Source organism: Desulfitibacter sp. BRH_c19 (assembly GCA_001515945.1).
GTDB lineage: Bacteria > Bacillota > DSM-16504 > Desulfitibacterales > Desulfitibacteraceae > Desulfitibacter.
In genome coordinates this window covers 198,296-222,224 of record LOER01000046.1, presented here as the reverse complement: position 1 = coordinate 222,224, position 23,929 = coordinate 198,296, and the positions used below count along the sequence as shown (strand labels likewise).

General features: G+C 34.5%; 31 protein-coding genes and 1 tRNA gene. 25 read left to right on the top strand and 7 right to left on the bottom strand.

Going from position 1 to position 23,929, the window contains the following annotated elements; translation table 11 throughout:
- Positions 1–112 precede the first annotated feature (112 nt).
- Both APF76_10465 and APF76_10460 read right to left on the bottom strand, forming a co-directional pair.
- The gene (locus APF76_10465; GenBank protein KUO49042.1) at positions 113–1,435 is read right to left on the bottom strand and encodes a hypothetical protein; all 1,323 of its coding nucleotides are present in this window, start codon (positions 1,433–1,435) and stop codon (positions 113–115) included.
- Positions 1,436–1,711: 276 nt separating this feature from the next.
- On the bottom strand, positions 1,712–2,422 hold the full coding sequence (locus APF76_10460) for a hypothetical protein (protein ID KUO49041.1): 711 nt from the start codon (positions 2,420–2,422) through the stop codon (positions 1,712–1,714).
- Positions 2,423–2,692: 270 nt separating this feature from the next.
- On the opposite strand from APF76_10460, the gene APF76_10455 reads away from it, so the two are divergent.
- The 3 genes from APF76_10455 to APF76_10445 all read left to right on the top strand — a co-directional run bounded on the left by APF76_10455 (position 2,693) and on the right by APF76_10445 (position 3,669).
- The gene (locus APF76_10455; protein ID KUO49040.1) at positions 2,693–2,965 is read left to right on the top strand and encodes a hypothetical protein; all 273 of its coding nucleotides are present in this window, start codon (positions 2,693–2,695) and stop codon (positions 2,963–2,965) included.
- 45 nt (positions 2,966–3,010) lie between these two features.
- Positions 3,011–3,298, top strand: a complete 288-nt coding sequence (locus tag APF76_10450) for a hypothetical protein (protein ID KUO49039.1) — start codon at positions 3,011–3,013, stop codon at positions 3,296–3,298.
- A gap of 74 nt (positions 3,299–3,372) precedes the next feature.
- Positions 3,373–3,669 (top strand): hypothetical protein, encoded by a 297-nt coding sequence (locus APF76_10445; protein KUO49038.1) that lies wholly within the window; start codon positions 3,373–3,375, stop codon positions 3,667–3,669.
- Positions 3,670–3,715: 46 nt separating this feature from the next.
- Here APF76_10445 and APF76_10440 read toward each other — a convergent pair whose 3' ends face one another.
- Positions 3,716–4,669, bottom strand: a complete 954-nt coding sequence (locus APF76_10440) for a hypothetical protein (GenBank protein KUO49037.1) — start codon at positions 4,667–4,669, stop codon at positions 3,716–3,718.
- A 192-nt stretch (positions 4,670–4,861) separates the two neighbouring features.
- On the opposite strand from APF76_10440, the gene APF76_10435 reads away from it, so the two are divergent.
- The 5 genes from APF76_10435 to APF76_10415 all read left to right on the top strand — a co-directional run bounded on the left by APF76_10435 (position 4,862) and on the right by APF76_10415 (position 8,230).
- Positions 4,862–5,512: a hypothetical protein gene (locus APF76_10435; protein ID KUO49036.1), complete on the top strand. Its 651-nt coding sequence runs from the start codon at positions 4,862–4,864 to the stop codon at positions 5,510–5,512.
- A 225-nt stretch (positions 5,513–5,737) separates the two neighbouring features.
- A complete protein-coding gene (locus tag APF76_10430; GenBank protein KUO49035.1) occupies positions 5,738–6,478 on the top strand; it encodes a hypothetical protein in 741 nt (246 codons plus the stop codon).
- 7 nt (positions 6,479–6,485) lie between these two features.
- Entirely contained in the window at positions 6,486–6,935 is a 450-nt protein-coding gene (locus tag APF76_10425; protein KUO49034.1) for a hypothetical protein, read from the top strand.
- A gap of 92 nt (positions 6,936–7,027) precedes the next feature.
- On the top strand, positions 7,028–7,228 hold the full coding sequence (locus tag APF76_10420; protein KUO49033.1) for a cold-shock protein: 201 nt from the start codon (positions 7,028–7,030) through the stop codon (positions 7,226–7,228).
- A 162-nt stretch (positions 7,229–7,390) separates the two neighbouring features.
- On the top strand, positions 7,391–8,230 hold the full coding sequence (locus APF76_10415; GenBank protein KUO49032.1) for a hypothetical protein: 840 nt from the start codon (positions 7,391–7,393) through the stop codon (positions 8,228–8,230).
- Here the strand turns inward: APF76_10415 and APF76_10410 are convergent.
- Positions 8,227–8,526, bottom strand: a complete 300-nt coding sequence (locus APF76_10410; GenBank protein ID KUO49031.1) for a hypothetical protein — start codon at positions 8,524–8,526, stop codon at positions 8,227–8,229. The genes APF76_10415 and APF76_10410 overlap by 4 nt on opposite strands.
- Before the next feature lie 148 nt (positions 8,527–8,674).
- On the opposite strand from APF76_10410, the gene APF76_10405 reads away from it, so the two are divergent.
- The 5 genes from APF76_10405 to APF76_10385 all read left to right on the top strand — a co-directional run bounded on the left by APF76_10405 (position 8,675) and on the right by APF76_10385 (position 11,964).
- The gene (locus tag APF76_10405; protein KUO49030.1) at positions 8,675–10,030 is read left to right on the top strand and encodes a hypothetical protein; all 1,356 of its coding nucleotides are present in this window, start codon (positions 8,675–8,677) and stop codon (positions 10,028–10,030) included.
- A 24-nt stretch (positions 10,031–10,054) separates the two neighbouring features.
- Positions 10,055–10,282: a hypothetical protein gene (locus tag APF76_10400; protein KUO49029.1), complete on the top strand. Its 228-nt coding sequence runs from the start codon at positions 10,055–10,057 to the stop codon at positions 10,280–10,282.
- Entirely contained in the window at positions 10,282–10,530 is a 249-nt protein-coding gene (locus APF76_10395) for a hypothetical protein (protein ID KUO49028.1), read from the top strand. Before APF76_10400 ends, APF76_10395 begins: the two co-directional genes overlap by 1 nt.
- 61 nt (positions 10,531–10,591) lie before the next feature.
- Entirely contained in the window at positions 10,592–11,491 is a 900-nt protein-coding gene (locus APF76_10390) for a hypothetical protein (protein ID KUO49099.1), read from the top strand.
- A gap of 11 nt (positions 11,492–11,502) precedes the next feature.
- Entirely contained in the window at positions 11,503–11,964 is a 462-nt protein-coding gene (locus APF76_10385; protein ID KUO49027.1) for a hypothetical protein, read from the top strand.
- 98 nt (positions 11,965–12,062) lie between these two features.
- On the opposite strand, the gene APF76_10380 is transcribed toward APF76_10385, so the two are convergent.
- Positions 12,063–13,760: a hypothetical protein gene (locus APF76_10380; protein ID KUO49026.1), complete on the bottom strand. Its 1,698-nt coding sequence runs from the start codon at positions 13,758–13,760 to the stop codon at positions 12,063–12,065.
- A 149-nt stretch (positions 13,761–13,909) separates the two neighbouring features.
- Here APF76_10380 and APF76_10375 point away from each other — a divergent pair, with 149 nt between their 5' ends.
- From APF76_10375 to APF76_10345, 7 genes are all read left to right on the top strand, one after another.
- A complete protein-coding gene (locus APF76_10375; protein ID KUO49098.1) occupies positions 13,910–14,545 on the top strand; it encodes an endonuclease III in 636 nt (211 codons plus the stop codon).
- A 31-nt stretch (positions 14,546–14,576) separates the two neighbouring features.
- Positions 14,577–15,038: a hypothetical protein gene (locus APF76_10370; GenBank protein KUO49025.1), complete on the top strand. Its 462-nt coding sequence runs from the start codon at positions 14,577–14,579 to the stop codon at positions 15,036–15,038.
- 31 nt (positions 15,039–15,069) lie between these two features.
- Complete coding sequence (locus APF76_10365; GenBank protein ID KUO49024.1) at positions 15,070–15,915, top strand: hypothetical protein; 846 nt, start codon at positions 15,070–15,072, stop codon at positions 15,913–15,915.
- A 143-nt stretch (positions 15,916–16,058) separates the two neighbouring features.
- Complete coding sequence (locus APF76_10360; GenBank protein ID KUO49023.1) at positions 16,059–16,547, top strand: phosphodiesterase; 489 nt, start codon at positions 16,059–16,061, stop codon at positions 16,545–16,547.
- 50 nt (positions 16,548–16,597) lie between these two features.
- Positions 16,598–16,674, top strand: a tRNA-Pro gene (locus APF76_10355).
- 225 nt (positions 16,675–16,899) lie between these two features.
- Positions 16,900–17,076 (top strand): spore protein, encoded by a 177-nt coding sequence (locus APF76_10350; GenBank protein ID KUO49022.1) that lies wholly within the window; start codon positions 16,900–16,902, stop codon positions 17,074–17,076.
- Positions 17,077–17,140: 64 nt separating this feature from the next.
- A complete protein-coding gene (locus APF76_10345) occupies positions 17,141–17,332 on the top strand; it encodes a hypothetical protein (protein KUO49021.1) in 192 nt (63 codons plus the stop codon).
- A gap of 194 nt (positions 17,333–17,526) precedes the next feature.
- On the opposite strand, the gene APF76_10340 is transcribed toward APF76_10345, so the two are convergent.
- Together APF76_10340 and APF76_10335 are read right to left on the bottom strand one after the other, a co-directional pair.
- On the bottom strand, positions 17,527–18,021 hold the full coding sequence (locus tag APF76_10340) for a hypothetical protein (GenBank protein ID KUO49020.1): 495 nt from the start codon (positions 18,019–18,021) through the stop codon (positions 17,527–17,529).
- Position 18,022: 1 nt separating this feature from the next.
- Positions 18,023–18,346: a hypothetical protein gene (locus APF76_10335; protein KUO49019.1), complete on the bottom strand. Its 324-nt coding sequence runs from the start codon at positions 18,344–18,346 to the stop codon at positions 18,023–18,025.
- Positions 18,347–18,514: 168 nt separating this feature from the next.
- Here APF76_10335 and dnaE point away from each other — a divergent pair, with 168 nt between their 5' ends.
- The 5 genes from dnaE to APF76_10310 are packed head-to-tail and all read left to right on the top strand — an operon-like array spanning position 18,515 to position 23,907.
- Entirely contained in the window at positions 18,515–21,913 is a 3,399-nt protein-coding gene (gene dnaE, locus APF76_10330) for a DNA polymerase III subunit alpha (protein KUO49018.1), read from the top strand.
- Positions 21,914–21,927: 14 nt separating this feature from the next.
- Positions 21,928–22,413: a phosphopantetheine adenylyltransferase gene (locus tag APF76_10325; GenBank protein ID KUO49017.1), complete on the top strand. Its 486-nt coding sequence runs from the start codon at positions 21,928–21,930 to the stop codon at positions 22,411–22,413.
- Between the two features lie 52 nt (positions 22,414–22,465).
- Complete coding sequence (locus APF76_10320; GenBank protein KUO49016.1) at positions 22,466–22,696, top strand: transcription attenuation protein MtrB; 231 nt, start codon at positions 22,466–22,468, stop codon at positions 22,694–22,696.
- Between the two features lie 29 nt (positions 22,697–22,725).
- The gene (locus tag APF76_10315; protein ID KUO49015.1) at positions 22,726–22,926 is read left to right on the top strand and encodes a glutamate decarboxylase; all 201 of its coding nucleotides are present in this window, start codon (positions 22,726–22,728) and stop codon (positions 22,924–22,926) included.
- Between the two features lie 21 nt (positions 22,927–22,947).
- Positions 22,948–23,907, top strand: coding sequence for an ATP-dependent 6-phosphofructokinase (locus APF76_10310; protein KUO49014.1), 960 nt, complete (start codon positions 22,948–22,950; stop codon positions 23,905–23,907).
- Positions 23,908–23,929: the final 22 nt, after the last annotated feature.

Below are 23,929 nucleotides of genomic sequence, written 5' to 3'. Positions count from 1 at the left end.
CAAGATATACTATGATAATTCTAATCCATGTGTACCTTAACGTTATAATTTACATTTACTGCAGTCCGTTAAAAACTATAGGACACTCACAAAAGGAGTATCCTATAGGCTTCTATTTTTCATTAGTTTCTTGGGCAGTATTGATATCCTTCATGCTTTCTATTATTTCTTGAGAGCTAATATCTTCAATTTCTTTCTTCTGCTCCATATCCTTAGAATGTGTATTACCCACGTTTGTATTATTTCCCGGTAAACGGAAGGTGCTGATAGGCACCTGATAATTATAATTTTTACTAGAAATTTTTTGAGACCCCCACATGTTTTTTGGTGTTAAGGAAGTAGGTAAATCTATGCTTTTAGTCTCACGATTAGGTCTCATAAATTCATATACTGGACCCCCTTCAGGGATCCTCACCGGATAAGGCAAATGATTATACTTGTAAAGATTTGACTGCTCTTTTTTACTTATAGGCATGTATAGCTTTTTGGCTTTTGTCTCCTTCTTTTTGCGAGTTTTTCTGTTTTTATTAGTTCCAAGATTATTTTTTTTGTTAGGTTTTTGTTCTTCCTGTGTTTGATTGTCTACAATTAGCATTTTCTCATTAAGTTCAACTTTTTCTTGATTTTTTTCTGTATTTATTTCTTTTATTATTTCTTCTGTTTCTATATAAGATCTTTTTAATGCATCTAATTCAGCTTCTTGTAGTTCTAGTTTAGCTAGAAGTTCATTTAACTGATGCTGTTCTTTAGATAAAGATGTGTCAGCAGATAACCTTTGAGTTACATCATTAAAGTATTTAACAACACTCTCTATTTCTTCGTTGTTAGGTTTATAACTAAACTCTTCGACAAGGCTTTTTAACAGACTGTCTCCAAAGTTACTTAGAAATTTATCAGGTAGACTAGGAATTCCTAGTTCAAAAACCATTGTTGGGGTTGGATTACCATATAAATAGTTCCAATATTTAGTTGCAGTAATTTTGCCCCAAAAGCTTGCTACCTTGTAGGTTATATTTCTGTCTAAAAGATTTAAATGTCTTAGGAGTTTTTTTATGAGAGATAGGCTAATTTCCTGGTCACTAAAAGGCAAATAAATAGTTAGATTGGGATTATTTTTCGAAAAGGAAAAAGATAATAAAATTTGTGCATCCAGGTACCCCAGAGATTGTTTATCAGTTTCTCCACCATCAATTAAAACTGTAGCTCCTTCACTTGTAAGTGAATTTTCTATAGTTTTAATAGTTTCCTTTAATTCCTCATGTTCACTCAGCATTTTAAGTATTATGGTTTTATCATATAATGCAGGGAATATAACTACATTGTCAGTATCTAAAATATAGTTGATATTTTTTGAGTTGCATGAAGCTATCAAGAATTCTTTGTAATTACTTTCAAACTCCAGAATTTCTTTATTATTCCATATAACATTACCCATGACTTTCCCACCTTATCAATTTTGGTATATCTTATGCAGGGTAAAAAAAACTGTGTTAAGAGTAGGAAATTTAATAATAATATTATTATGCCAATATATAGAAAAGGGCCTACTTTTATTAAAAAGTAGACCCTTTTTTGGTTTTAAGCAATTTTTGTTTTATCCAAAATATTATATATGGGTTAAGACCCCCACTTCTATTAGTGGGCTCTAAATCAGGTAGAGTAGAGTCTTCACCTGATTTCCCGATGTTAAGTTTTAGCTGAACGAGTTCACTTATTGAGCAATAAATAATTGAGTTGCAACGATACCATATCTGTCAGATAAAATTCCAACTCCTATATGGGTAAAATGTGAACTTAAAATATTATTTCTATGGCCTTCACTAGCCATTAGAAGTACATGGGCCTTACTTACGTCTCTAGCCTTTGCTAGATTTTCTCCTACTTGTCGATAAGAGATACCTGCATTGCTTACCATGTGATAAAAAGAACCGTAGGTTGGCGAGTTATGTGCAAAATAATTATTGTCCACCATGTCCTGACTTTTTAATCTAGCCAAACCAGCAAGTCCAGAATGCCATTGTAATGGTTTTAAGCCCTTTTCAGATCTTTCTTTGTTAATTAAATTAAGCATCATGCTTTCTGAACTCGTCATTGCTCCCTGCTGGTTGCTCGGAGGTGTTTCAGGCCTAGGATTAGATGGGGATGGGTTACTAGGAGTAGGATTAGCATTGTTTTGCTGGGTTGTTGGATTTCTACGCAGATTGCGAATATAATCTGCAGTAGATTGGTTGCTTGAAGGGGCTGGAGTTGTAACCTGAGTATCTTTAGGCGGCTGTGTAGTAACAGGTGCAGATGTTGTAGCTTGATTTTGCTGATCAAGTATTCTTTGCAATCCCCATGATGCATAAGCCATTGTTGGTATTTGCATTAGCAAAACTGTGATAACAAGAAAAGAAAATGCTTTTTTAAGTAAACTGTTCATGGTATTACCTCCTGATAATTTATTATGTTTATATATATTGATATTATATCTAATATATTGGGACATACAAAATGCTTAACTCGCTATATCTAGATAGAATGTTATGGTTATCTTTATATTAAAGACTAAGTCTCCCAAAATTGCAATTATTTAGGGGCATGTCTTAATTTACCAGAGTGTAACCTTTATTAAGTGAAGTTAATATACTGGAATAGCAAGTTAATAATGCTGGGTTCTATCAGAAATTAAGAATAAGAGGGGTGAGATGACTTGAAGCCAAAGCAAAGAATCTACATTGATGCTAGGAACGAAAAGCTAAATCATGAAAATGCAAGACAAGTGTGTTATATCATAAATGGAGCATCTGATGACCATATTAAACAAAAAATTTATGAATGCATTGGCTTAAATACCTTAAGAATAGAGGTTGTGCCAGCAAGTGAAAAAGTAATTATAACCTACTATGAGTATCTAATTACACCAACCTATATGGACTATAAGTTTCAGCTAAAAGGTATAGAATTTAAAAGAGAAGGTGGCTGAAAGTAAAACATAAGCAGTTGCTTATTAAATCAAGGGGGTACTATTATGTCCATGTATAAAAAGGTACAGGATTTTAAGTCTTATACAACAGCAGAAATTAGACTGCGTATCGGAAATATGAATACATTATATGATGGGCAAGTTATTAAACGAGAATTAACAAAACATGAGGGAATTAAGGATGTAGAAATATATACCAATAAGAAAATAATCTCTGTTAAATACTACCCGAATATCATAGATGGTAGCGTTATTGGCTACTTGATTCTTAAGCTAGGCTACAAACTACAAAATTACAATAATAAACCGGCAATAAAAGTCAAGGGTGGATGATGCACTAACAAAAAATAACAGGCAGGGTGCCTGGTTAATTGATTTCTAAATTAATAAATGAGGTGGTGCTCAAAATGAGCTGGTATGAAAATAGACTTGGAAAGTTAGCTGAGATAATGGAAGAAAAAAATCAGCAGCATTCAAGTATTCATAATGCATTTATAACAATTAATATGACAATTGCGAACATGAATACTTTAACTGATTATGAAGGAGTTACTAACGCTCTTAGAACTATTAAAGGAGTGGAAAGTTTTGGACCTTATCAACAGAAAAAGCTTTCTGTAACATATAATCAATTTGAGACTAGTTTGGAATATATAGTATATAAGCTGTCTGTCATGGGATATAGATATATAAATAGATTCTGAAAAAAATGTTAAAAACCTGTATGGTTTTCAAAGATATAATCTCTAATTATCTCTTTTGTGATAGCTTAATTATGTTTGATGCTTTTAATGTTATGGGAGATTTCAATTCTATGTTAAAGAGTTCATTAAAGGCCAGACTTGAAGAAATGTAACCTGTAGTATTATAAACACCAGCAATATTTTTATAAGAAGATATTTGGCTAATAGAAGACTCTATCCACCTTGAACCGTCCTTCAAATAAAAGAAATGTCCATTTATCAAATTTGTAGAAAATATCGCCATTATGTTATTGTCTTGAATTAAATAACATTTTTTAGGGAAGAAGGCTGGAAGCATTATAATATTAGACTCTCTAGAACTATTAGTATTCCTATTGAGTTCTGTGTAATTGAGCTTGTAGTAATGGTCTTTTACAAGTGTTACCAGATGTACTAAGCTTCTTGTATATCCAAGAGCAAGTATGGTTCCAGTAGGGATATCAAAACTGAAACCTGCTTCTTCCCACTCCTGAGTATCGCCATTCCAACTATAGGTTAATAATACTCTGTTTTTTTTGCAAAAAACGGTTAAGAAGAGTAGATGTTTCTCTGAAAGAAAGGTTAGATCAAATATTTTACAGTTTGGTATTGGAAGAGACTTTCTATACCAATTGTTATCTACATTAAAGAAATGAAAAGCTTCTTTATTATGACCATATGCAGTTTCTATTAGCAAATGGGATTGATTATTATCAATCTTGGAAACAAAAAAGCCAGTAATATATTCTTTAAATTGAAACTTTTTCAATATCCAGTGATTTATTTGCCATTGGTATACGTTAAGCTGATAGTGATTGTATTTAGTAACAATTAAAGGCATATTTGTTCCGTTGTATGCTACACGATAATCAAGAACATTATTATGCTGCTTTCCGTTAAAGCAGAAAGTAAAGTTTAGGGTACTGTGCTTAAATGAAAAATTCCAGGTATCCCCAGATTTTGGGTTTATAAATACTGTCATAATCATCACCATATTTCATTTCATTTAAAATAAAACTTGTATTTCTTTACCTTAAATAATATACATTATTCTTTGAACTATGATAAAAAATTTAGATATTTTATGCCAAAGCTGTAACCAATACCAGCAAATTTTAATAGAATACACTAGATAGTTTAACTAAACCAAAAATCTAAAGGAGGAAAGTGCAACATGTCAAAAAAAGTAAAACAAAATCAAATTCAACCGGGACAGTGTCCCATTGATCCTGACACAGGTTTGCCTGTGTGCCCACCCTTTGATAGAATTGAGTGTATTGTGGTAGATAAGGTTTATGATAGTTGCTTCCAAATCGATGATAGAACAAGAGAAGTATCAACTGATTCGGATGAGTTTGGAACAGGTCTTGAGCAGGGAGATCCTGTAGAATGTGCGTTAACTGAGGGGTCTGATATTACCTGTAATGAAATCAGCCGTACATCAGTAGGGGATGGATTTTTCACAATAGTGCTTTCAGTAAATGTCCCAGTCACCCTTATTAACCCAGAAGCAGAAAATGGTGAAGATAATGAAATAGAAAGAATTTTTACATTCAGTAAAACAGTTACATTATGTGCCCCTGAGGGTGTAAGTATAGACTGTACTGAAAGTGTATTATTAGCTTGCAATTGTGTTGTTACTGATGTAGAAGAAGATGATGAGGTTCTAGAATACTCAATTTCCTGTGACATTCAGGTATGTCTAGTAGTTAAGTCTATCTTAACTGTACAGCTGTTAGTTCCTAGCTTTGGCTTTTGCGTACCTGCACCATGTGTTACCTTACCTGGCGTTTGCCCTCCACTACCGCCAGAGCAATGCTTTTAAATTTAATACAGAGAGAGTCATCTATGATGGCTCTTTTTTGTATTTAATCACCCGAGATGATAATCTACAGGTTTTTTGTTTGAAATTACTAAAAAATGAAGGTATAGCAAATAATAATATAGAATGTTATATGGACCTTAACTATATCTTAATTATTTGACACCTAGTACTGATTAATGGTTAATGGATTTCTAATTTAACATAAGGGTAAGGAGGTTGTTGTAAATGAAAGTATTTAAAGAACTTTTTTTCAAGATGGACAGGCAGGTACCCGGCAGTAAGGACTATACACTAAAGGCAGCGGAAATCGCCGGCTTAAAAAGTTTACCTGCTAAGAGCAAGGTGCTAGATGCAGGATGTGCAACTGGGAATGCTACCATTATACTAACAGAGGAGTATCCTGTAGAGGTTGTTGCCGTGGATGCTGATAGTAACTCTTTAAAAATACTTGAAGAAAGAGCAGCGGACTTAAATCTCAGGGATAAAATTTCTCTTTATAACACCTCAATGCTTAACTTAAATTTTGAAAACGAATTTTTCGATGTTATCTGGTCAGAAGGCTCTATCCATAATGTTGGATTTTTTAAAGGCCTATCCTATTTAAAGAAGTTTTTAAAACCTGGAGGTAAAATAGTTGTATCTGAACTTACATGGATTAAGGATAGTCCACCAGATGAGGTGTTTTGGTATTGGAAAGAGAACTATCCTGACATGACGGGAATTAAGGAAAATGTAAAATCTATGGAAAAAGCAGGTCTAAAAAATATTGGGCATTTTGAAATGGGCAAGGATGGTTTCTGGGATAATTATTACAAACCTATGTATAAGCATATTAATTATTTTCAGCAGAAATTTGTAAAGAATTCTACAGCACAAGAACAATTAGAGGAATTGCAGACTGAAATTGACTACTTCGTTAAATTTGGAGATTACTACAGCTATGTATTTTTCATAGGGGAAAAGTAATAGACATATGAAAATACTTGTAGATGCAGACTCTTGCCCCAAAAAGGCTATGATGATTTTAGTAGAAATGTCAGATTTATATGATGTATCTCTTTTAGTAATATCCTCATTTAATCATCAAATTAATGGGATTGAGAAAATAATTGTAGGTAATGAACCGCAAGCAACAGATATTGCTTTAATTAACAAAACTAATCGAGGTGACATAGTAGTTACCCAAGATTGGGGATTGGCCTCATTGGTACTATCCAAAGGAGCTAATTGTATAGGACCAAAGGGATATATATATTCAAAGGATAAAATCGATTTCATGTTAGAGGAAAGGCACTTAAAAGCCCAAATAAGAAAGGTTGGGGGTAGAACAAAAGGTCCATCTCCAAGGGAGAAAGAAGATGATGAAAGATTTAAAAAAAACTTAGAAATATTACTAAAACAATTAAATGAACTAAAAAATTGATAAAAAAGTTCGAAATAATTGACAAATGGAAAATGTTATGTTATCATTGCCATATTCGCCGATAGGCAAAGAAATAGGAGGAATTACGATTTATGAAACAAGGTACAGTAAAGTGGTTTAACAATGAAAAAGGTTTTGGTTTTATTGAAGTAGAAGGTGAAAAGGATGTATTCGTACACTTTTCAGCAATTGGTGGAGATGGTTTTAAATCATTAGAAGAAGGACAAAGAGTAGAATTTGAAGTGACTGAGGGACCAAAAGGACCTCAAGCTGCTAACGTTTCCAAAATCTAAATCCACAGACAACACGCCTATCCTTATGGTTAGGCGTTTTTTATTACACCAACAGAAACTTAACTTTTGGCGATATTAGTAATAAAGCATTAAATGATTGATATTTATACACATTGCAAATCCTAGAAATACTGGCGCAAGGCCCCAGAAAGGAGAATTAACTTGGCAATAGATGAAATACAGCAAGACACCATTAGTATTAATAGTCAGAAAATACATATAGATATATATCCAGCAAATGGAAAACCCATTGGAACTATTTTATTTCTCCATGGAAACATAGTCTATGCTAAATCCTATAGGAAATTTTTAAGTAGACTAAATGAAAAGGGTAATTTTAATGTAGTATCATTTGATTACATAGGTTGGGGGCGTAGTGAAGGACAAAGGGGAAAGGCACAGGCCAACAACATATTAAAACAGATTAATGAAATGGTGAAGTATACAACTAACAGATTCCCAAATAGCAAATATGCTGTTGTGGGGCATAGCATGGGAGGGCAGTTTGCTTTTGAAGCATTAATTGATAACCCTGTTCTTTATTGTTGTGTATCTCACACTATACGTTATCCTGGTACATATGCCAACATTATTGATAGGTTTTTTGTTAATTATTTTAGATTTATGGGTATCATAACACCCAATAAAAGAGTTAGTCCATTAAAAGAAGCCTTAAAGCCTAAAATGAATCCAGGAATTAATACTACATATGAAAAACTTTTAAGAGATCCTAGGATAGTAACGACTTTTGACATGAAGACAATTGCTGAATTAACAAAGGTAAAATCTAATAAAGACCATAAAACTCAAAAACCAGTATTAATAATTGTGGGAGAAAAAGAGGAAAATATAAATGAAATATTATTAGCAAAAGAAGCAGTTCGGATTTTACCCAATTCCAAACTAGAAATTGTAAAAGGTAGCACTCATTTGCTTTTTATAGAAAATCCAGAAAAGGTTGCAGACTTGATAATTGACTGGTTGAATAAAAGCTTAGCTTAACTAAAAAGGCTTCTGATTTTTTCTTCTTCTGCTCTGAAAAACTTTAGGCAACCATTTAAATACTCCTCCAAAGAAAGGGCATTCTTTGAGTTGTTTATTATTTGAAGTTTATCATCAGGTACTTCAAAAGTTAATTCTTGCATCATTGAAGATTTCCAAGGAGTTGTGTCTAAATCCTCCAAATTTATAAGTATGGTGTCTATTAGATCGTCAAAAGCTTCCTGATGATTACTGTCCTTACCAACCCACCACTTCCAAAGAATACGGTCTAAACTTATAGTTATTTTTTTAACCATGTAAATACCTCCAAAATAGCCAAATTCATAAGCACGGTTAACATATTGTACTTTGTTTATTATACATCTTTATATTTAAAAAATCAGTTAAAATAAAAACAAGATAAAATGATATTATTCATAGTATAATTTTAAAGGGGACAATTTCATGAATAGAGAAGACATTAAGAATGAAATAGCTATTGAAATTGATAACAGTTTTGGTGAATTAAAAAGAATAGCAGAGCTCCTCTATAACACTCCAGAGCTTGGTTACAAAGAAGAAAAGACTGCATCATTAGTTAAGCAGGCATTAGAAAAGTTAGGAATTAAAGCTTCAGAAAAGGTTGCATTAACGGGTTTTAAGGGTGTTATCAAAGGGAAGAAACCTGGTCCTAAGGTGGCTCTTTTAGGAGAATTGGATAGTATAATATGTCATCAGCATCCTGTTGCAGATAAGAATACTGGTGCTGCCCATGCATGTGGTCATTTTGCTCAATTAGTGTCATTATTGGGAGTAGCAACAGGACTGAAATATTCTGGAGCTATGGATTACTTGGCAGGTGAAGTATGCTTTATGGCTGTACCTGCTGAAGAATTTGTAGACCTGGAATATAGAGAAAGATTAGTACAAAATGGTCTTATAAAATATAAAAGCGGTAAGCAGCAGGCTATTTATGAAGGTCATTTTGACGATATTGATATCCTTTTGATGAACCATATCATGCCTATGGATTATCCATACTCTGTATATGCTGGGATGACAAGCAATACATTTATTTCAAAAAGGGTAACCTATTTAGGAAAGGAATCCCATGCTGGTGCTGCGCCTCACCAGGGAGTGAATGCACTCAATATGGCAATGTTAGCTTTAAATAATATAAATTCTCAAAGAGAAACCTTTATGGAAGATGATAAGGTTAGAGTGCATAGTATTATATTAAAAGGTGGAGATGCAGTAAATGTCATACCTGACGAAATTGTTATGGAAACAGTAGTAAGAGGTTCTTCCGTGAAGGCCTTGCAAAATGCCGTGGAAAAGGTAGATCGCTGTCTGATAGCTGGTGCTATTGCAGTAGGTGGAAATATTATAATAAAAAATGATGCAGGTTATCTTCCTCTTGTTAATAATCAAAAGTTGATGTCTATCTATTCTGAGAACATGGGAATCTTAATTGGAAAAGACAAGGTATGCGAAATGGGTTCAATAACTGCTTCCTTTGACTTCGGTGACATTACTCACCTGAAACCTGGGCTACATTCATTTATTTGTGCAGCCGAAGGTAACTTGCATACCAAGGAATTCAATGTTGCCGATGAAAATCTAGCTTATAAAGAAAGCATCAAAGGGCTTGCATTTACTCTTGTTGACCTTTTATATGATGATGGAAAAATTGCTAAAGAAATTAGCAGTAATTATAAATCTTTTATGACTAAGGAATGCTATTTAAAGTACCTAGAAGATAATTCAAAGACATTAAGAGGGAAGCCATTGAAAAAAGCACGGACATCTGCCAAGTCATAATTTTAATTTAGGGGGTTTTTAAAAATGAGTAATAATATAAGTTGGGCTAAGCTTACTAGTTTAAGTGGTGAAATTGAAGCTGAATTAGTTATTGGGCTACTTGAGACTCATGATATACCTACTCGAAAAGTTTATCCGGGAGCAACTCAATATGTTAAAGTTTACATGGGAACTGCCGTGGGTGTCGAGATTCATGTACCAAAAGAGCAGTTGGAGATAGCTAAAAAAATTCTAAGGGAGTTAGAGGACTAATGCAAAAGTTTCTACGTGTTTTCTGGTTTTTATTAAATCACCCCCAAGTGGGTCAATACAAAAAGCTCATATACGTTGGACTCCCAATTGCTTACTGGTTTTTACCAGATTTAATCCCATTTATTATTGATGACCTAATTATCTTGGCGCTAGGTTTTCGGGGCTTTGTTAAATCTGCAAGTCATGATGTTAAGAATAAAAATGGGGATATTATTGATGTGGAGGCTAGGGTTATAAAAGATGAGTGAATAAAAGAAAAGAAATATACTTAATATTGGCAAATTATTTTTAAAGGATGTTGTGATGGAAATGGATATTTTGCAAAAAAATAGATTATTGCTTATATACAATCCAGTAGCAGGTGAAGGAGCTTTTAAAGAAAACTTGGATACAGTAGTACACCAGTTACAAAAAAATGGATATCAGGTTGTTGTTCATCGAACTAGTCAGAATGATGAAATTGATATTATACTGCATAATTATAAAAATTGTATTGATACTATTGTAGCCGCGGGTGGAGATGGAACCATTCATAAAGTTGTAAATGGTATCTTCAAAGCTGGGATAACAGATATTCCCCTTGGAATAATTCCAGTAGGAACATCCAATGATATTGCCAATTATCTAGGAATACCAACAAATTTTATTGGTGCAATAGATGTTATAGGAAAAAGAAAAGTAGAACGAATTGATATAGGAGAAACCAATGGAATTTATTTTGTAAATGTAGCTAGTGGTGGACTTATGACTGAAGTACCACACACAACTAATGTGAAATTAAAAAATTTAACTGGAAGGCTCGCCTATTATCTTAAAGGAATTGAAAAATTGCCGAACTTAAAACCCATTCCAGTAAGAATTAACTGCGCAGAACAGAAAGTCGAAGCGGATATTCTGCTATTTATTATTCTAAATGGATCAATAGCAGGTGGATTTAAGAAACTTGCTCCTGCAGCATCTATGGTTGATGGAAAATTTGATGTATTGATCTTTAAGTCGGTATCTATTTCAAAGCTTTTATCGGTGTTTGTAAAAATACTTCGGGGTGAGCATGTTGGGGATTCATCCTTAATATATTTCCAATCAGCGGGTCCTATTGAGATTTTATGTGAATCAGCTATTGCCACAGATATAGATGGTGAGAAGGGGCCTCTTTTTCCAATGAATATTAAGATTCATCCAAGGATTTTGCCTGTATTTGTTAATTAAGGAGAGAGTTTATGAAGTTTGAAACCGAAATTAGAGTAAGATATGCAGAGACAGATGCCATGGGAGTAGTATACCATGGAAATTATTTTGAGTGGATGGAAGTTGGTAGAACAGAATTTTTCAGGCACTTAGGTTTACCCTATTCAAAAGTGGAGAAACAAGGTATCTATTTCCCGGTAGTAGAGGCTTATTGCAAGTATCTAAGGCCAGCTAGATATGATGATCAGATTATTGTGGAAACCCAGGTAGAAAAGTTTTCCGCTGCCAGGATTGTTTTTAAATATGCGATATATCTCAAGAAGAATCAGACATCCATAGTTGAGGGGCAGACAGTACATGCCTTTGTAAATAAAGAAGGAAGACCAATCAATATCAAAAAGGTTCCTGAGCTGCAAGAGAAGCTTCTTAAAATAACAGAGCAACCGCAAGAATCAAACACTTCTCTTAAGGAAAGGGGACAAACCTGTGAGTAGAACCAGGAATGTCCCCCATATGACTAAATCAGGTGGAGTAGAGTCTCCATCTGATTTCCCAATGTACAGCTTTGGCTGAACGAGTTCACCAACCTTTATCAAGGTCTTCTAGAAAGTTCTTCCTTAATAACATCCCAGATATGGGGATTTTCAAAACCTCTACGCCATGAAGCAACTCCTGCTAGATCATACTTTCTTACCAACTCTATTCTTTGTTTCATTGAAAACTCATCTTCAAGCCAAATTTTATAAGTTATATTATTGTCATCATAGATGCCCAAAAACTGTCCAGCAGTTTCATCTAATTCAATTAAGGCATTGTTAGTATTCAATATTTCTTCTGCATTAGCCATGGAAAGTGCCCTTGAGCTAACTTGGATAGTCCCGTCGTTCATCATCTCCTCTTCCCAAACTCTAGTATAAAATGGAACACCTAAAAGTAGCTTATCCTTTGGAACTTGTTCTAGCATTCTAATTAAACCATTTTCAACCCACGGCAAGGAAGCGACAGAACCAGCAATAGAACTAGAACTCCAGTGTTCATCATAAGTCATTACTGCCACATAATCTACAATTTTACTAATTTCGGGGCGGTCATAGAACATTGACCAGTTTGGGCTAGTTGATCTAATTGTTACATCTATAGAAACAGTTAGATTTTGTTCATGGAGTATGGGGGTCAACTCTCTTAAAAATTGGGTTAGGTAATCTCTATCTTCATAGTAAACATTCTCAAAATCTATGTTAATACCATCTAGGTTAAAAAGCTCAGCAAGAACTACAAGTTGGTTTATAACATTTTTACGATTATCAAAGTTTCTTAGCATTTCAGTAGTTATTTCAGGGTCAAAACTATTACTAAAAAGTGCCCACACTTGAAGACCCTGATTATGAGCCCACTCCATATAAGGTAAACTTCCGTGATTAATTATGTTTCCGTCTCCATCAGCCAAATGAAACCACCTAGGTGCAATAACATTTAATCCAGGTATAGAATCGTAATTGCTCATATCGTAACGTGGTCTAGAAATATAATCCCAGGTTAAATTAATTTTTCCTCCCATTGGTTTCCAAGGGGGATTTGTTATGCTACTGTTTTCATTGCTTGCAACTTTAATTTCTTGTAAAAAAACATGGTTTTTATCCACGTAACCAAGTTTCCCATCAGCACTCCTTGACTGATACCATCCATCCTCTTCTCTAAATATTAATAATTCTTCCTCAGGTAATAAGTCTTGAACGCGGGAGCTTCTATAGCCAGTTTCAGATCTTAAAAAAGTTTCTTGTTTAACTATACCTGTTAAGATAGGCTGGTCTAAATAATCAATTACAGTGATACCAGACTCTAATCTATCTATTGTAATACCATATAAGGGTGCTAGAAATTCCAAGGGCACATAGGGTTTATCATCTAGTAATGTAAATGGAATACTCAATGGTACGGGTTCTGAATTTATATAGGCAGTCAGCTGTTGACTATTCATTTCAATAACCTTATCTTTTGTGGTAACGATCATTTTGTTATTTTCCGGTTCCCAATATATGTAGGGATCAAAATTTTCTTTTAACAAGTCAAGGCTTACTAATAAAGAATCGTTTTCCCATGAATAATCTTCTGTGGAGATAGGGTCCTCATCTATAATTAGCCTATCAAGTGATTGGTTATCAACCCATTTGCTGCTTGGGTAGTAATACCAAACACCTAATCCTCCAAAAACAAAAATAAAAATCAAAATTACAATAGCATAAGGGAAGGGGTTAGGTCTAACCACTTCCTGGTTAATTTGCGGTTCCATATTAGTTTCTCCTCTCCCATATAGCCTGTTTATATTATGACATATATTATTATAGACTTCAGTACAACATTTTTGGAAAATATTCTTCAAATTACACATAATAGGGGTATACTATAAGAATAGGTGTGTATCCAAAGGGTGATTATATCTTGAAAAAAACAGAAATATCTAAAATACTAGAAATACTCGAAAATGAATACCCAGAAGCAAAAACGGAACTGGAATTTCAAACTCCATTCCAATTATTAATAGCCACAATACTATCAGCTCAATCAACAGATGTTCAGGTAAACAAAATCACAAGAGAACTATTTAGTAAATATCCTGATGCTACAGCATTTGCTAGGGCACAACAATCTCAGTTAGAAAAGGATATTCAAGGTGTTGGACTTTTTAGAAATAAAAGCAAAAGTATTATCGAAACAAGTAAGATTTTAACGAACAAATATAAGGGCGTAGTTCCTGACAAAATGGAGGAATTAATTCAGCTTCCTGGTGTAGGTAGAAAGACCGCCAATGTCGTTCTTTCCAATGCTTTTAACATACCGGCAATTGCTGTTGATACACATGTTTTTAGAGTATCTAATAGAATAGGCATAGCAAATTCAAAAAATCCTGAAGCTACGGAAATGGATTTACAGAAAAATATCCCCAGGGAAAAATGGTCGCAAGCACACCATTGGTTAATATATCATGGCAGAAGGGTTTGTCATGCAAGGAAACCAGCTTGTATTAGCTGTGCAGTAGCTGAATTGTGTAGATATAGAAAAAGTTTAAATATTTAATTAGAATTAGGAGGAAGTGGGGGGTACTTGCATGAATATAGTGTTATATCAGCCGGAGATACCGCAAAACACAGGCAACATAGCTAGGACGTGTGCAGCTACCGGCGTTTCTTTACACTTAATAAAACCTTTGGGATTTAGTATAGATGACAAGCAAGTAAAAAGAGCAGGATTAGATTATTGGCACCTTCTTGACCTAAATGTATATGATGGATGGGAGAGCTTTATTGGGCAAAAGGCCGATGCCAACTTATATTTTGTATCAACTAAGGGAGAATATTACTACCATAATACTAAATATCCTGAAGATAGCTATTTTATCTTTGGGCCTGAAACTAGAGGTATTCCTGAAACCATCCTTAAACAATACTGGAAAAGAGTTATCAGAATTCCTATGATATCTGATTCCCGGTCTTTAAATCTTTCAAATGCTGTTGCTATAGTTACTTACGAGGCATTAAGGCAGCATGATTTCAACTCATTTGTGAAGTAATCATTTTTATTTATAGGGGAGGTATTTACCCATGGGAGAGTTAGCTTACATAAAAGGTGTAATTACTAATATTAATGATGCTTATGTGCATATTGAAGACAGGGGATATCAATTTGGTGAGGGAGTATATGAGGTTATAAAAGTATATAATGGAAAACCTTTTGCACTTAGGCCTCATATACAAAGGCTTAATAAAAGTGCAATAGGTATGGCAATAAGCTTTCCATGGGACATTGATTTTCTCGAAAAAGAAATTTTAAAGTTACTTAATAGAGCTGAGTTAAAATATGCAAACATATACATGCAAGTTACACCTGGTGCAGCGCCAAGGTCTCATTTGCTTGAAAAAGCTCCAGAACCAAATCTTGTCATAACCATTCGCAGGTCAGCTGAACCCCGTGAAATTAAAGGTATTAAAGTGATAACCGTGGATGATATACGCTGGAAAAAGTGCTGGATAAAAAGTACAAATCTGACTGCAAATATTATGGCAAAAAAGACAGCCAGAAAAGAGGGCGCTGGAGAAGCAATAATGTGTGAAACTGATGGTACAGTAAATGAGGGAGGCAGTAGTAATTTATTTGCAGTTATAGATGGAGTTCTGGTTACTCCAAAGTTATATAATAAAATACTAGCAGGAATCACAAGAGATATAGTTCTACAAATTGCAGAGTATAGAAACCTGCAATACAAAGAAGACAAACTGTTAATTGATGATTTAAGGTCAGCACAGGAGGTTCTTGTAACCAGCACCACATTTGAAATAACCTATGTTAGTCATATAAATAATCTAATTATAGGTGACGGTAATCCAGGAACAGTTACTAGGGCTATCTATACATATTATAAGGAATTAGTTAAACAACAGTGCTTTTAATAACTTGTAGTTTATCCAAAATATTATATATGGGTTTAGAGCCCACTTCTATAAGGGGGCTCTAAACCAGGTGGAGTATAGTCTCCATCTGATTCCCCGATGTTCAGCTTTGGCTGAACGAGTTCACTATGGAGATGATTAAGATGTTAATAGGTGTAATCTCTGATACCCATCTTCCCAATAGGGCTAAAACAATACCAAAGCAGGTTTTTGATGCCTTTCAAAAGGTAGATCTAATTATACATGCAGGTGATATATGCAAAGAAGCAGTATTAGATGAACTTGCGGCATTAGCACCTGTTAAGGCAGTCTCCGGTAACATGGATGGTTGGGAAATATACAGCAAGTATCCTAGGAAGCAAATTATAGATGTAAAGGGGTTTAAAATTGGAATTACTCATGGAGATGGTAATAGTAGAAGTACTTTGCAAAGAGCAGTTGAAGCCTTTAAAGGGGAGCTAGTAGACTGCATTATATTTGGGCATAGTCATCAAGCATATAATACTTTCAGTGGAGATGTGCTATTATTTAATCCGGGTTCTCCTACAGATAGAAGACGAAGCAAGTATTTTTCTTATGGTTTGCTTAATATTAATGATATAATTGAGGCAAAAATAGTTTACTTTAGATAACTGGCATAGCTGAACCCGTGCAAGCTAGTGGCATTAGTCATCGGACAAATCGGGATGTAGCGCAGCTTGGTAGCGCGCCGCGTTCGGGACGCGGAGGCCGCAGGTTCAAATCCTGTCATCCCGACCATTGTTACTATCCTGCTTAAAGACAGGATTTTTATTTTGCTCCACCAATTGCATTTGATGCTACAGTTCCTGTTGTAGTAAATTCTAGATATTAAATGTTGAATAATACCGGGATTGAATAATTCAACAGATGTCTGTAGGATGACGAGCAGTAAGTAAATCTAAGATTTAATAATATTCACCTTCCCTGGTAATAATAAGTACCAAGGGGAGGTGATCTCATTTAATGACACTTAATGATAACGAAGATAAAGAAGATTTACTTATCCAACTGAAAATGGAAATTGTTGATGAACTTGGATTAATGGAAAAGGTACAAAACGTAGGATGGTCCGGCTTAACTGCGGCTGAAAGTGGTAGGGTAGGAGGCTTGATGACACAGAGATTGAAACAATTTAGATAAAAAACATGCAGATGAATTGGGTTTCCTGCATCTGTTTTTTGATAAATGTTTAGGAGGAAGATCTGTGAAAAATAAAAAGTTTAAAAAGCATGACAAGGGAAATCACCCTCAAAGTGATCAATTTAGAGAAGGTAAAATTGGCTCAGGTTTTATGTCTACAATTGAAGGGCAGCCACATCTAGAAGACTTTGTAGAAAACACCAAAAATGAGGAAAATCCCATGGAAGCAAAGAAGACAAGTATAAAAGATTATTAAAGATAAAGGCAGAAGGTATCTACTAAAACCTTCTGTCTTTAATTTATCCAAAATATTATATATGCGATAAGACCCCTACTTCAAAATAAGGAAAGGTGACACACCTGTGAATAGAACCAGGAATGTCCCCAATTTGGCTAAATTAGGTGGATTAGAGTCTCCATCTGATTCCCCGATGTTCAGCTTTGGCTGAACTAGTTCATTATGTAGTCGTTCACGACTACATATACTAGTACCTTTTGAGAGAAAATGATTGTGGTTACATCCAGAACAAAACTTTTATCTTCAACACGAACCATCCTATTTTCAAGGACTTCTGGTACTAGAGAATGATCAATATCCTCTATTTCCTTTCCTATGAGAGAGGATAAATACTCCTTAATAATTTTTGCAATCTCTAATGAATAGCTTTCCTTATCATAGGAAGTCAAATCTTCGTTCGCCAAGCTAATAATAGGTTCAATTGAAGTTACAACATACTTTCTGTTTATTAGACTTTCATTTAACTCTTTGATTTCCTCTTCAGATGTTTCCAGTTTATGTTTCAAGCTATCATTCTCAAGGCTTAGTTGATCTATTTGATAACCAATCAAAAATACAGTAAATGAAGACCCGATGATAAGACCTAGAATAAATAATGATAAGAACCTTTGTATGGTTTGTTTACTTGAGAAGAAATAAAATTTCATTTTATTTTCCACCTGAAACTGCGACTATTATAGAGTAACCTATTTGAGCTCCAAAAAAGGCTGCTACAAAATAAAGCAATTGCTTGACAACAACTGTAAAATGTCCTTCAAAAAGACCTGTTTGTAAAATCTCTATGGTAGTAAAGGTACCGCCAATACCCGCTGCAATAGCCCATATTTTAATGTCAGTAGCTATTTTTAGCATTGTTTTTATAGGTGGATTACCTGTAAGAATAGTAGCTAATGATCCTATTAGTGATGCACCTATTACCACACCCAAAGATGTACAGAATACTAGCAAAAACTTTTCACCAAAGCTATCCATTGTAATATCATCTCCCTTGTAGAAATATATTTTTCTGCCAATAAATCTATGCTTTAATATAAGCAACAAAAATAAATATTTTAGGATTACAAATATATAGAGGAATTCAGCTTATCTCTAAAGAAAAATATTTAAAGTAGCAATTAGATGAAAACATGGAGGTTAAGCATGTCCTTTGTACATTTACATAATCATACTGAATACAGCCTCCTTGATGGAAGCTCAAGAATCAAATCCATAGTAGCAAAAGCTAAAGAATTAGCAATGCCTGCATTAGCCATTACTGACCATGGTAATATGTATGGGATTATTGATTTTTATAAAGAGTGCAAAAATAATGGCATAAAGCCTTTAATTGGTTGCGAGGTGTATGTTGCACCAAGGGAAAGGACTCAAAAGGATCCCGGATTTGATGCTTACCAATACCATTTAGTTCTTCTTGCTCAAAATCAAATAGGTTATCAAAATTTAATTTCATTAGTATCTAATGCTTATTTATCTGGTTTTTATTACAAGCCTCGTGTGGATAAGAAGCTTTTAAGAGAGCATTCTGAAGGTCTAATAGCCCTTAGTGGCTGCATAGCTGGAGAAATACCTTCCTTACTTTTAAAGGGTCAAAAAGAAGCTGCATATGATGCGGCAAAGGAGTACATGGATATATTCGGGCAAGATAATTTCTACCTTGAAATTCAAGACCATGGTATGGAAGAAGAAAGAATAACCTGCAGAGAAGTAATTAATATGAGTAGAGAACTTTCGATTCCTTTGGTAGCCACCAATGATACACATTATGTATTAAAAAAGAATTCAAAAGTTCATGATATACTCCTGTGTATTCAAACTGCTAAAACTATAAATGATGAGAAACGACTAAAGTTTCCAACTGATGAGTTCTATTTAAAATCTTATGAGGAAATGGAATTACTGTTTGCAGAGGTACCAGAAGCGCTTACTAATACCCTAGAGATTGCAGAAAAATGCAATCTAGAATTCATATTTGAGGAGTTTCACCTACCGGATTATTCTATTCCAGAAGGCTATGATGAAGCCACCTATCTAAAGAAGCTTTGTGACCAGGGCTTAAGGGAGAGGTACTCTGAGGTTTCACAGGAAATTATAGATAGACTTGAATATGAACTATCCATTATAAACAAAATGAATTTTCCAGGATATTTCTTAATAGTCTGGGATTTAGTAAATTATGCAAGACAACAAAAAATTCTTGTGGGACCTGGTAGAGGTTCAGCTGCAGGTAGCTTAGTTGCTTATGCTCTTAAAATTACTAACATTGATCCATTAAAATATGATCTCTTATTTGAACGATTTTTAAACCCAGAAAGAGTTACAATGCCGGATATAGATATTGATTTTTGTTACGAAAGAAGAGGAGAGATAATAGAATATCTTTCTACAAAATATGGACAAGAACATGTCGCCCAGATAATTACCTTTGGCACAATGGCGGCAAAGGGCGCTGTAAGAGATGTTGGCAGGGTTTTACATATTCCCCTGCCAGAAGTTGATAAGGTAGCTAAATTAATACCAAACGAATTGGGAATTACTCTTCAAAGAGCTATCGAGACCTCAACTGAATTAAGAAAACTATATGAGTCAGATGATACTGTTCATGAACTCTTGGATATAGCTATAGAAGTGGAAGGGCTACCTCGTCATGCTTCTACCCATGCGGCGGGTGTGGTAATTTCCAAAGAAGAAATGATATCCTATCTTCCTGTACAAAAAGCCAACGAAGCTGGTGTAGTTACTACTCAATTTCCCATGGGAACTGTTGAAGAGATAGGCCTTCTTAAAATGGATATTTTGGGCTTAAGAACATTAACAGTAATTGGCCATGCAGTTGAAATTCTTAAGGAAAATAAAGGAATAGATATTGCCATAGATGATATTTGTTTAGAAGATATAAAGACATTTGAAATGCTTGGCAGGGGAGATTCTACAGGTGTATTTCAGTTAGAATCTGATGGAATGAGGGCTATCCTAAAGAACTTGAAACCAGACAGATTTAGTGATCTTATAGCACTAGTCGCCCTATACAGGCCAGGTCCATTAGGAAGTGGAATGGTTGATGATTTTATAAATAGCAGGCATGGTGAAATTGCTGTAAAGTACCTTCACCCTAAACTTGAGCCTATTTTAAAGGATACCTATGGAGTAATTCTTTATCAAGAACAAGTCATGAGAATTGCTAGTGACCTAGCAGGTTTTTCACTAGGACAAGCCGATCTATTAAGAAGGGCCATGGGTAAGAAAAAACCAGAAATTATTGCAAAACAAAAGCAGGTTTTCATAGAGGGATGTATAAAAAATACTATCAAAGAGAAAATTGCGGAAGAAATATTTGATCTTATGGCATATTTTGCCGGATATGGTTTTAACAAATCCCACTCAGCAGCTTATGCATTGGTTGCATATCAAACTGCCTATTTAAAAGCTAATTATCCAACTGAATATATGGCTGCTTTATTATCTAGCATTATAGGCAATACTGATAAAAATATATTTTACATTGAAGAATGTCAAAGGCTTGGGATCGAAATACTTCCTCCCGATGTAAATGAGAGTGCTGTTGATTTTAGTGTTCATGAAAATAAAATACGTTTTGGATTAGCTGCAGTAAAAAATGTAGGAGAAGGTGCAATTAGAGGAATAATAAATTCAAGGCAAAAGAACGGCAATTTTACATCTTTAATTGATTTCTGCTGTAAAGTTGATTCTAGTTGCTTGAACAAAAGAGTTCTTGAAAATTTAATTAAATGTGGTGCTTTTAATTATCTGAATACACCTCGATCACAGCTCCTTGCTATAATGGATAAAGCTATGGAGATAGGACAGAAAAACCAAAATGATTTAAAAAGTGGTCAATTATCGTTTTTCGATATGAGTGGAGGAGATTTTGCTAGGGAAATAAAAATGCCAGACTTGGAGGAATTTAGTAAAAGAGATATACTTGCTATGGAAAAGGAAACAATGGGATTATATATAAGTGGTCATCCAATTAATGAATATCTGGCTAATTTGCGTAGTCAGACATCAAACAACATAGAAGAACTGACTGATAACATGGAAGGTTCAACTGTAGTAATTGGTGGAGTAGTATCTCGCATAAAAAGAAGTGTTACTAAAAAAGGAGAAGCAATGGCCTATGTCACGTTAGAAGACAACACAGGATCGGTAGACTGCCTTATATTTCCTTCAGTATTAGTGCAGTTTGCCAGGTTAATAAAAGAAGACAGTGTTATAAGGATTGAAGGAAGGATTAGCTGTCAAAATGACGAGATGAAGGTAATTGCAAGTTCTATAAAAGCCATTGAAAAGGATTCTGAACAGACATTAATAATTTACTGCACCCAAAGTTCTAACAAACAAGTATTGGAATCCATAAAAAAGTTATTAATAAGTAACTCCGGGGATATCCCTGTTTATATAGAATTTGCTGGATTCAACAAGAAATTAATTGTTGATAAAAATCTTTGGGTAAATCATAATAAAGAATTGATAGATTCATTAAGAAATTTAAAACTAAGATATGAACTTCAAAATAATTGACGGAGGCTAGTTAAATGCGTAAAGCTATATACCCTGGCACATTTGATCCAGTAACAAATGGACACTTGGATATTGCAAATAGGGCTGCAAAATTATTTGATAAGATAATTATTGGAGTTGCGGAAGATACAGCTAAAAATACCTTATTTAATTTAGACGAAAGAATTGATCTTTTAAGATCTCAATTTAAGGAGTTACCTACTGTTGAAGTAAAACCATTTACTGGACTATTAGTTGATTTTGCAAAGGAGGAAAACTGTTGCACCATTATTAGAGGAATCAGAGCAGTCTCTGATTTTGAATATGAGTTCCAACTTTCTTTAATGAATAAAAAATTGTCTCCAAATTTAGAAACAGTATTTTTAATGACTTCTAGTGATTATTTATTTCTTAGCTCTAGTGTAATTAAACAGGTTTCATCTTTAGGGGGGTGTATAGAAGGGTTAGTTCCAACGGATGTTGCAAAGGCTCTTTATAAGAAATTAAGGAATACCAGGTGAATTTAATTGCGTAATACGGGGGAGTATAAATTTAGATATAAGGAGTGATATAATGGAAAACACCCAGGAAACACAACAAAAGTATGTTGTTATTAAAGCCCTTGAAAATGGAGTCACAATAATTGGTTTAACAAGAGGCAAAGATACCAAGTTTCATCATAGTGAAAAACTTGATAAGGGTGAAGTTGTGATAGCTCAATTTACTGAACATACATCAGCAATAAAGATTAGAGGAAAAGCTGAAATTTTAACAGAGTACGGTGGTGTCCAGTCTGGAACCTAAGCGAAATCAATAATGGGGAGGGGTACCAAATGTGGACTGTTGTCTATATCGCACAAAACAAGACTAGAGCGGAAAAACTAAAGGATGCGCTTATTGCCGAAGGCCTTTTGGTAAACCTAAGGGGACTGGGCAATGATTCAGATAACGTGTCAAAGGCGGTAGAAATATTAGTTCCAGAATCTGAAGCCGAAGAAGCCCATGAAATTATAAATAACATTTTATCTATTTAATTTAGGAAAAGAGGTGGTATAGTGAAAACCATGGGAGTCTTAACTAGTGGTGGAGATGCACCGGGGATGAATGCTGCTATTAGGGCTGTTGTTAGAAGTGCCATTTATCATGACAAAGAAGTTGTTGGTGTAATGAGAGGTTATCTGGGACTTATTCATGGTGAAGTAATTCATATGCACCTCGGATCTGTGGCAGATATTATCCATCGGGGTGGAACTATTTTGCACACGGCCAGATGTGATGAATTCTTATGCCCTGAAGGAAGAGAAAAGGCAGTAGAACAGATTAAAAAAGCAGGCATTGAGGGATTAATTGTAATTGGAGGGGATGGATCTTATAGGGGAGCTCTTGAATTATCTAAATTAGGAATACCTACCATTGGAATTCCTGGAACCATAGATAATGATATTGCATGCACAGACGCTACCATTGGTCTAGATACAGCTGTAAATACTGTTGTGGATGCAATAAATAAAGTCAGGGATACTGCAACCTCCCATGAAAGAGTTTTTATCATCGAAGTTATGGGGAGAAATAGAGGGGATATTGCACTACTTGCTGGAATAGCTGGTGGGGCTGAGTCTATTTTGATGCCTGAAGTCCCCCTCAACTTGGAATCTGTTGCTCAAAGAATTGAAAGAGGAAGAAAAAGAGGTAAGTTACATAGCATAATTATTTTAGCAGAAGGTGTGGGAAGTGCGATAGATGTTGGTAAAGAAATAACTAGATTAACGAAACTTGAAACAAGGTACGCTATTTTAGGACATATACAGCGTGGAGGCACACCTTCGGCATATGACAGAATGCTTGCTAGTAGAATGGGTGCTGAGGCCGTAGAACTATTGCTTAAGGGTGAGAGTGCTAAAGTAGTAGGAATAGAAGCAAATAGAATAGTTAGTTATGATATCGATTATGTATTGAAACAGAAAAAACCCATAGATCTGGATTTAGTTAATTTGGCTGGTATCCTTGCAATCTAGGGCAAAAGGAGGTTCTTTTATA

Bases quoted from the DNA above. Each gene is read 5' to 3' on its own strand.
- APF76_10465 (KUO49042.1), bottom strand. From the start codon at position 1,435: ATGGGTAATGTTATATGGAATAATAAAGAAATTCTGGAGTTTGAAAGT.
- APF76_10460 (KUO49041.1), bottom strand. From the start codon at position 2,422: ATGAACAGTTTACTTAAAAAAGCATTTTCTTTTCTTGTTATCACAGTT.
- APF76_10450 (KUO49039.1), top strand. From the start codon at position 3,011: ATGTCCATGTATAAAAAGGTACAGGATTTTAAGTCTTATACAACAGCA.
- APF76_10445 (KUO49038.1), top strand. From the start codon at position 3,373: ATGAGCTGGTATGAAAATAGACTTGGAAAGTTAGCTGAGATAATGGAA.
- APF76_10440 (KUO49037.1), bottom strand. From the start codon at position 4,669: ATGACAGTATTTATAAACCCAAAATCTGGGGATACCTGGAATTTTTCA.
- APF76_10435 (KUO49036.1), top strand. From the start codon at position 4,862: ATGTCAAAAAAAGTAAAACAAAATCAAATTCAACCGGGACAGTGTCCC.
- APF76_10430 (KUO49035.1), top strand. From the start codon at position 5,738: ATGAAAGTATTTAAAGAACTTTTTTTCAAGATGGACAGGCAGGTACCC.
- APF76_10425 (KUO49034.1), top strand. From the start codon at position 6,486: ATGAAAATACTTGTAGATGCAGACTCTTGCCCCAAAAAGGCTATGATG.
- APF76_10420 (KUO49033.1), top strand. From the start codon at position 7,028: ATGAAACAAGGTACAGTAAAGTGGTTTAACAATGAAAAAGGTTTTGGT.
- APF76_10410 (KUO49031.1), bottom strand. From the start codon at position 8,526: ATGGTTAAAAAAATAACTATAAGTTTAGACCGTATTCTTTGGAAGTGG.
- APF76_10405 (KUO49030.1), top strand. From the start codon at position 8,675: ATGAATAGAGAAGACATTAAGAATGAAATAGCTATTGAAATTGATAAC.
- APF76_10400 (KUO49029.1), top strand. From the start codon at position 10,055: ATGAGTAATAATATAAGTTGGGCTAAGCTTACTAGTTTAAGTGGTGAA.
- APF76_10395 (KUO49028.1), top strand. From the start codon at position 10,282: ATGCAAAAGTTTCTACGTGTTTTCTGGTTTTTATTAAATCACCCCCAA.
- APF76_10390 (KUO49099.1), top strand. From the start codon at position 10,592: ATGGATATTTTGCAAAAAAATAGATTATTGCTTATATACAATCCAGTA.
- APF76_10385 (KUO49027.1), top strand. From the start codon at position 11,503: ATGAAGTTTGAAACCGAAATTAGAGTAAGATATGCAGAGACAGATGCC.
- APF76_10380 (KUO49026.1), bottom strand. From the start codon at position 13,760: ATGGAACCGCAAATTAACCAGGAAGTGGTTAGACCTAACCCCTTCCCT.
- APF76_10370 (KUO49025.1), top strand. From the start codon at position 14,577: ATGAATATAGTGTTATATCAGCCGGAGATACCGCAAAACACAGGCAAC.
- APF76_10365 (KUO49024.1), top strand. From the start codon at position 15,070: ATGGGAGAGTTAGCTTACATAAAAGGTGTAATTACTAATATTAATGAT.
- APF76_10360 (KUO49023.1), top strand. From the start codon at position 16,059: ATGTTAATAGGTGTAATCTCTGATACCCATCTTCCCAATAGGGCTAAA.
- APF76_10350 (KUO49022.1), top strand. From the start codon at position 16,900: ATGACACTTAATGATAACGAAGATAAAGAAGATTTACTTATCCAACTG.
- APF76_10340 (KUO49020.1), bottom strand. From the start codon at position 18,021: ATGAAATTTTATTTCTTCTCAAGTAAACAAACCATACAAAGGTTCTTA.
- APF76_10335 (KUO49019.1), bottom strand. From the start codon at position 18,346: ATGGATAGCTTTGGTGAAAAGTTTTTGCTAGTATTCTGTACATCTTTG.
- dnaE (KUO49018.1), top strand. From the start codon at position 18,515: ATGTCCTTTGTACATTTACATAATCATACTGAATACAGCCTCCTTGAT.
- APF76_10325 (KUO49017.1), top strand. From the start codon at position 21,928: ATGCGTAAAGCTATATACCCTGGCACATTTGATCCAGTAACAAATGGA.
- APF76_10320 (KUO49016.1), top strand. From the start codon at position 22,466: ATGGAAAACACCCAGGAAACACAACAAAAGTATGTTGTTATTAAAGCC.
- APF76_10315 (KUO49015.1), top strand. From the start codon at position 22,726: ATGTGGACTGTTGTCTATATCGCACAAAACAAGACTAGAGCGGAAAAA.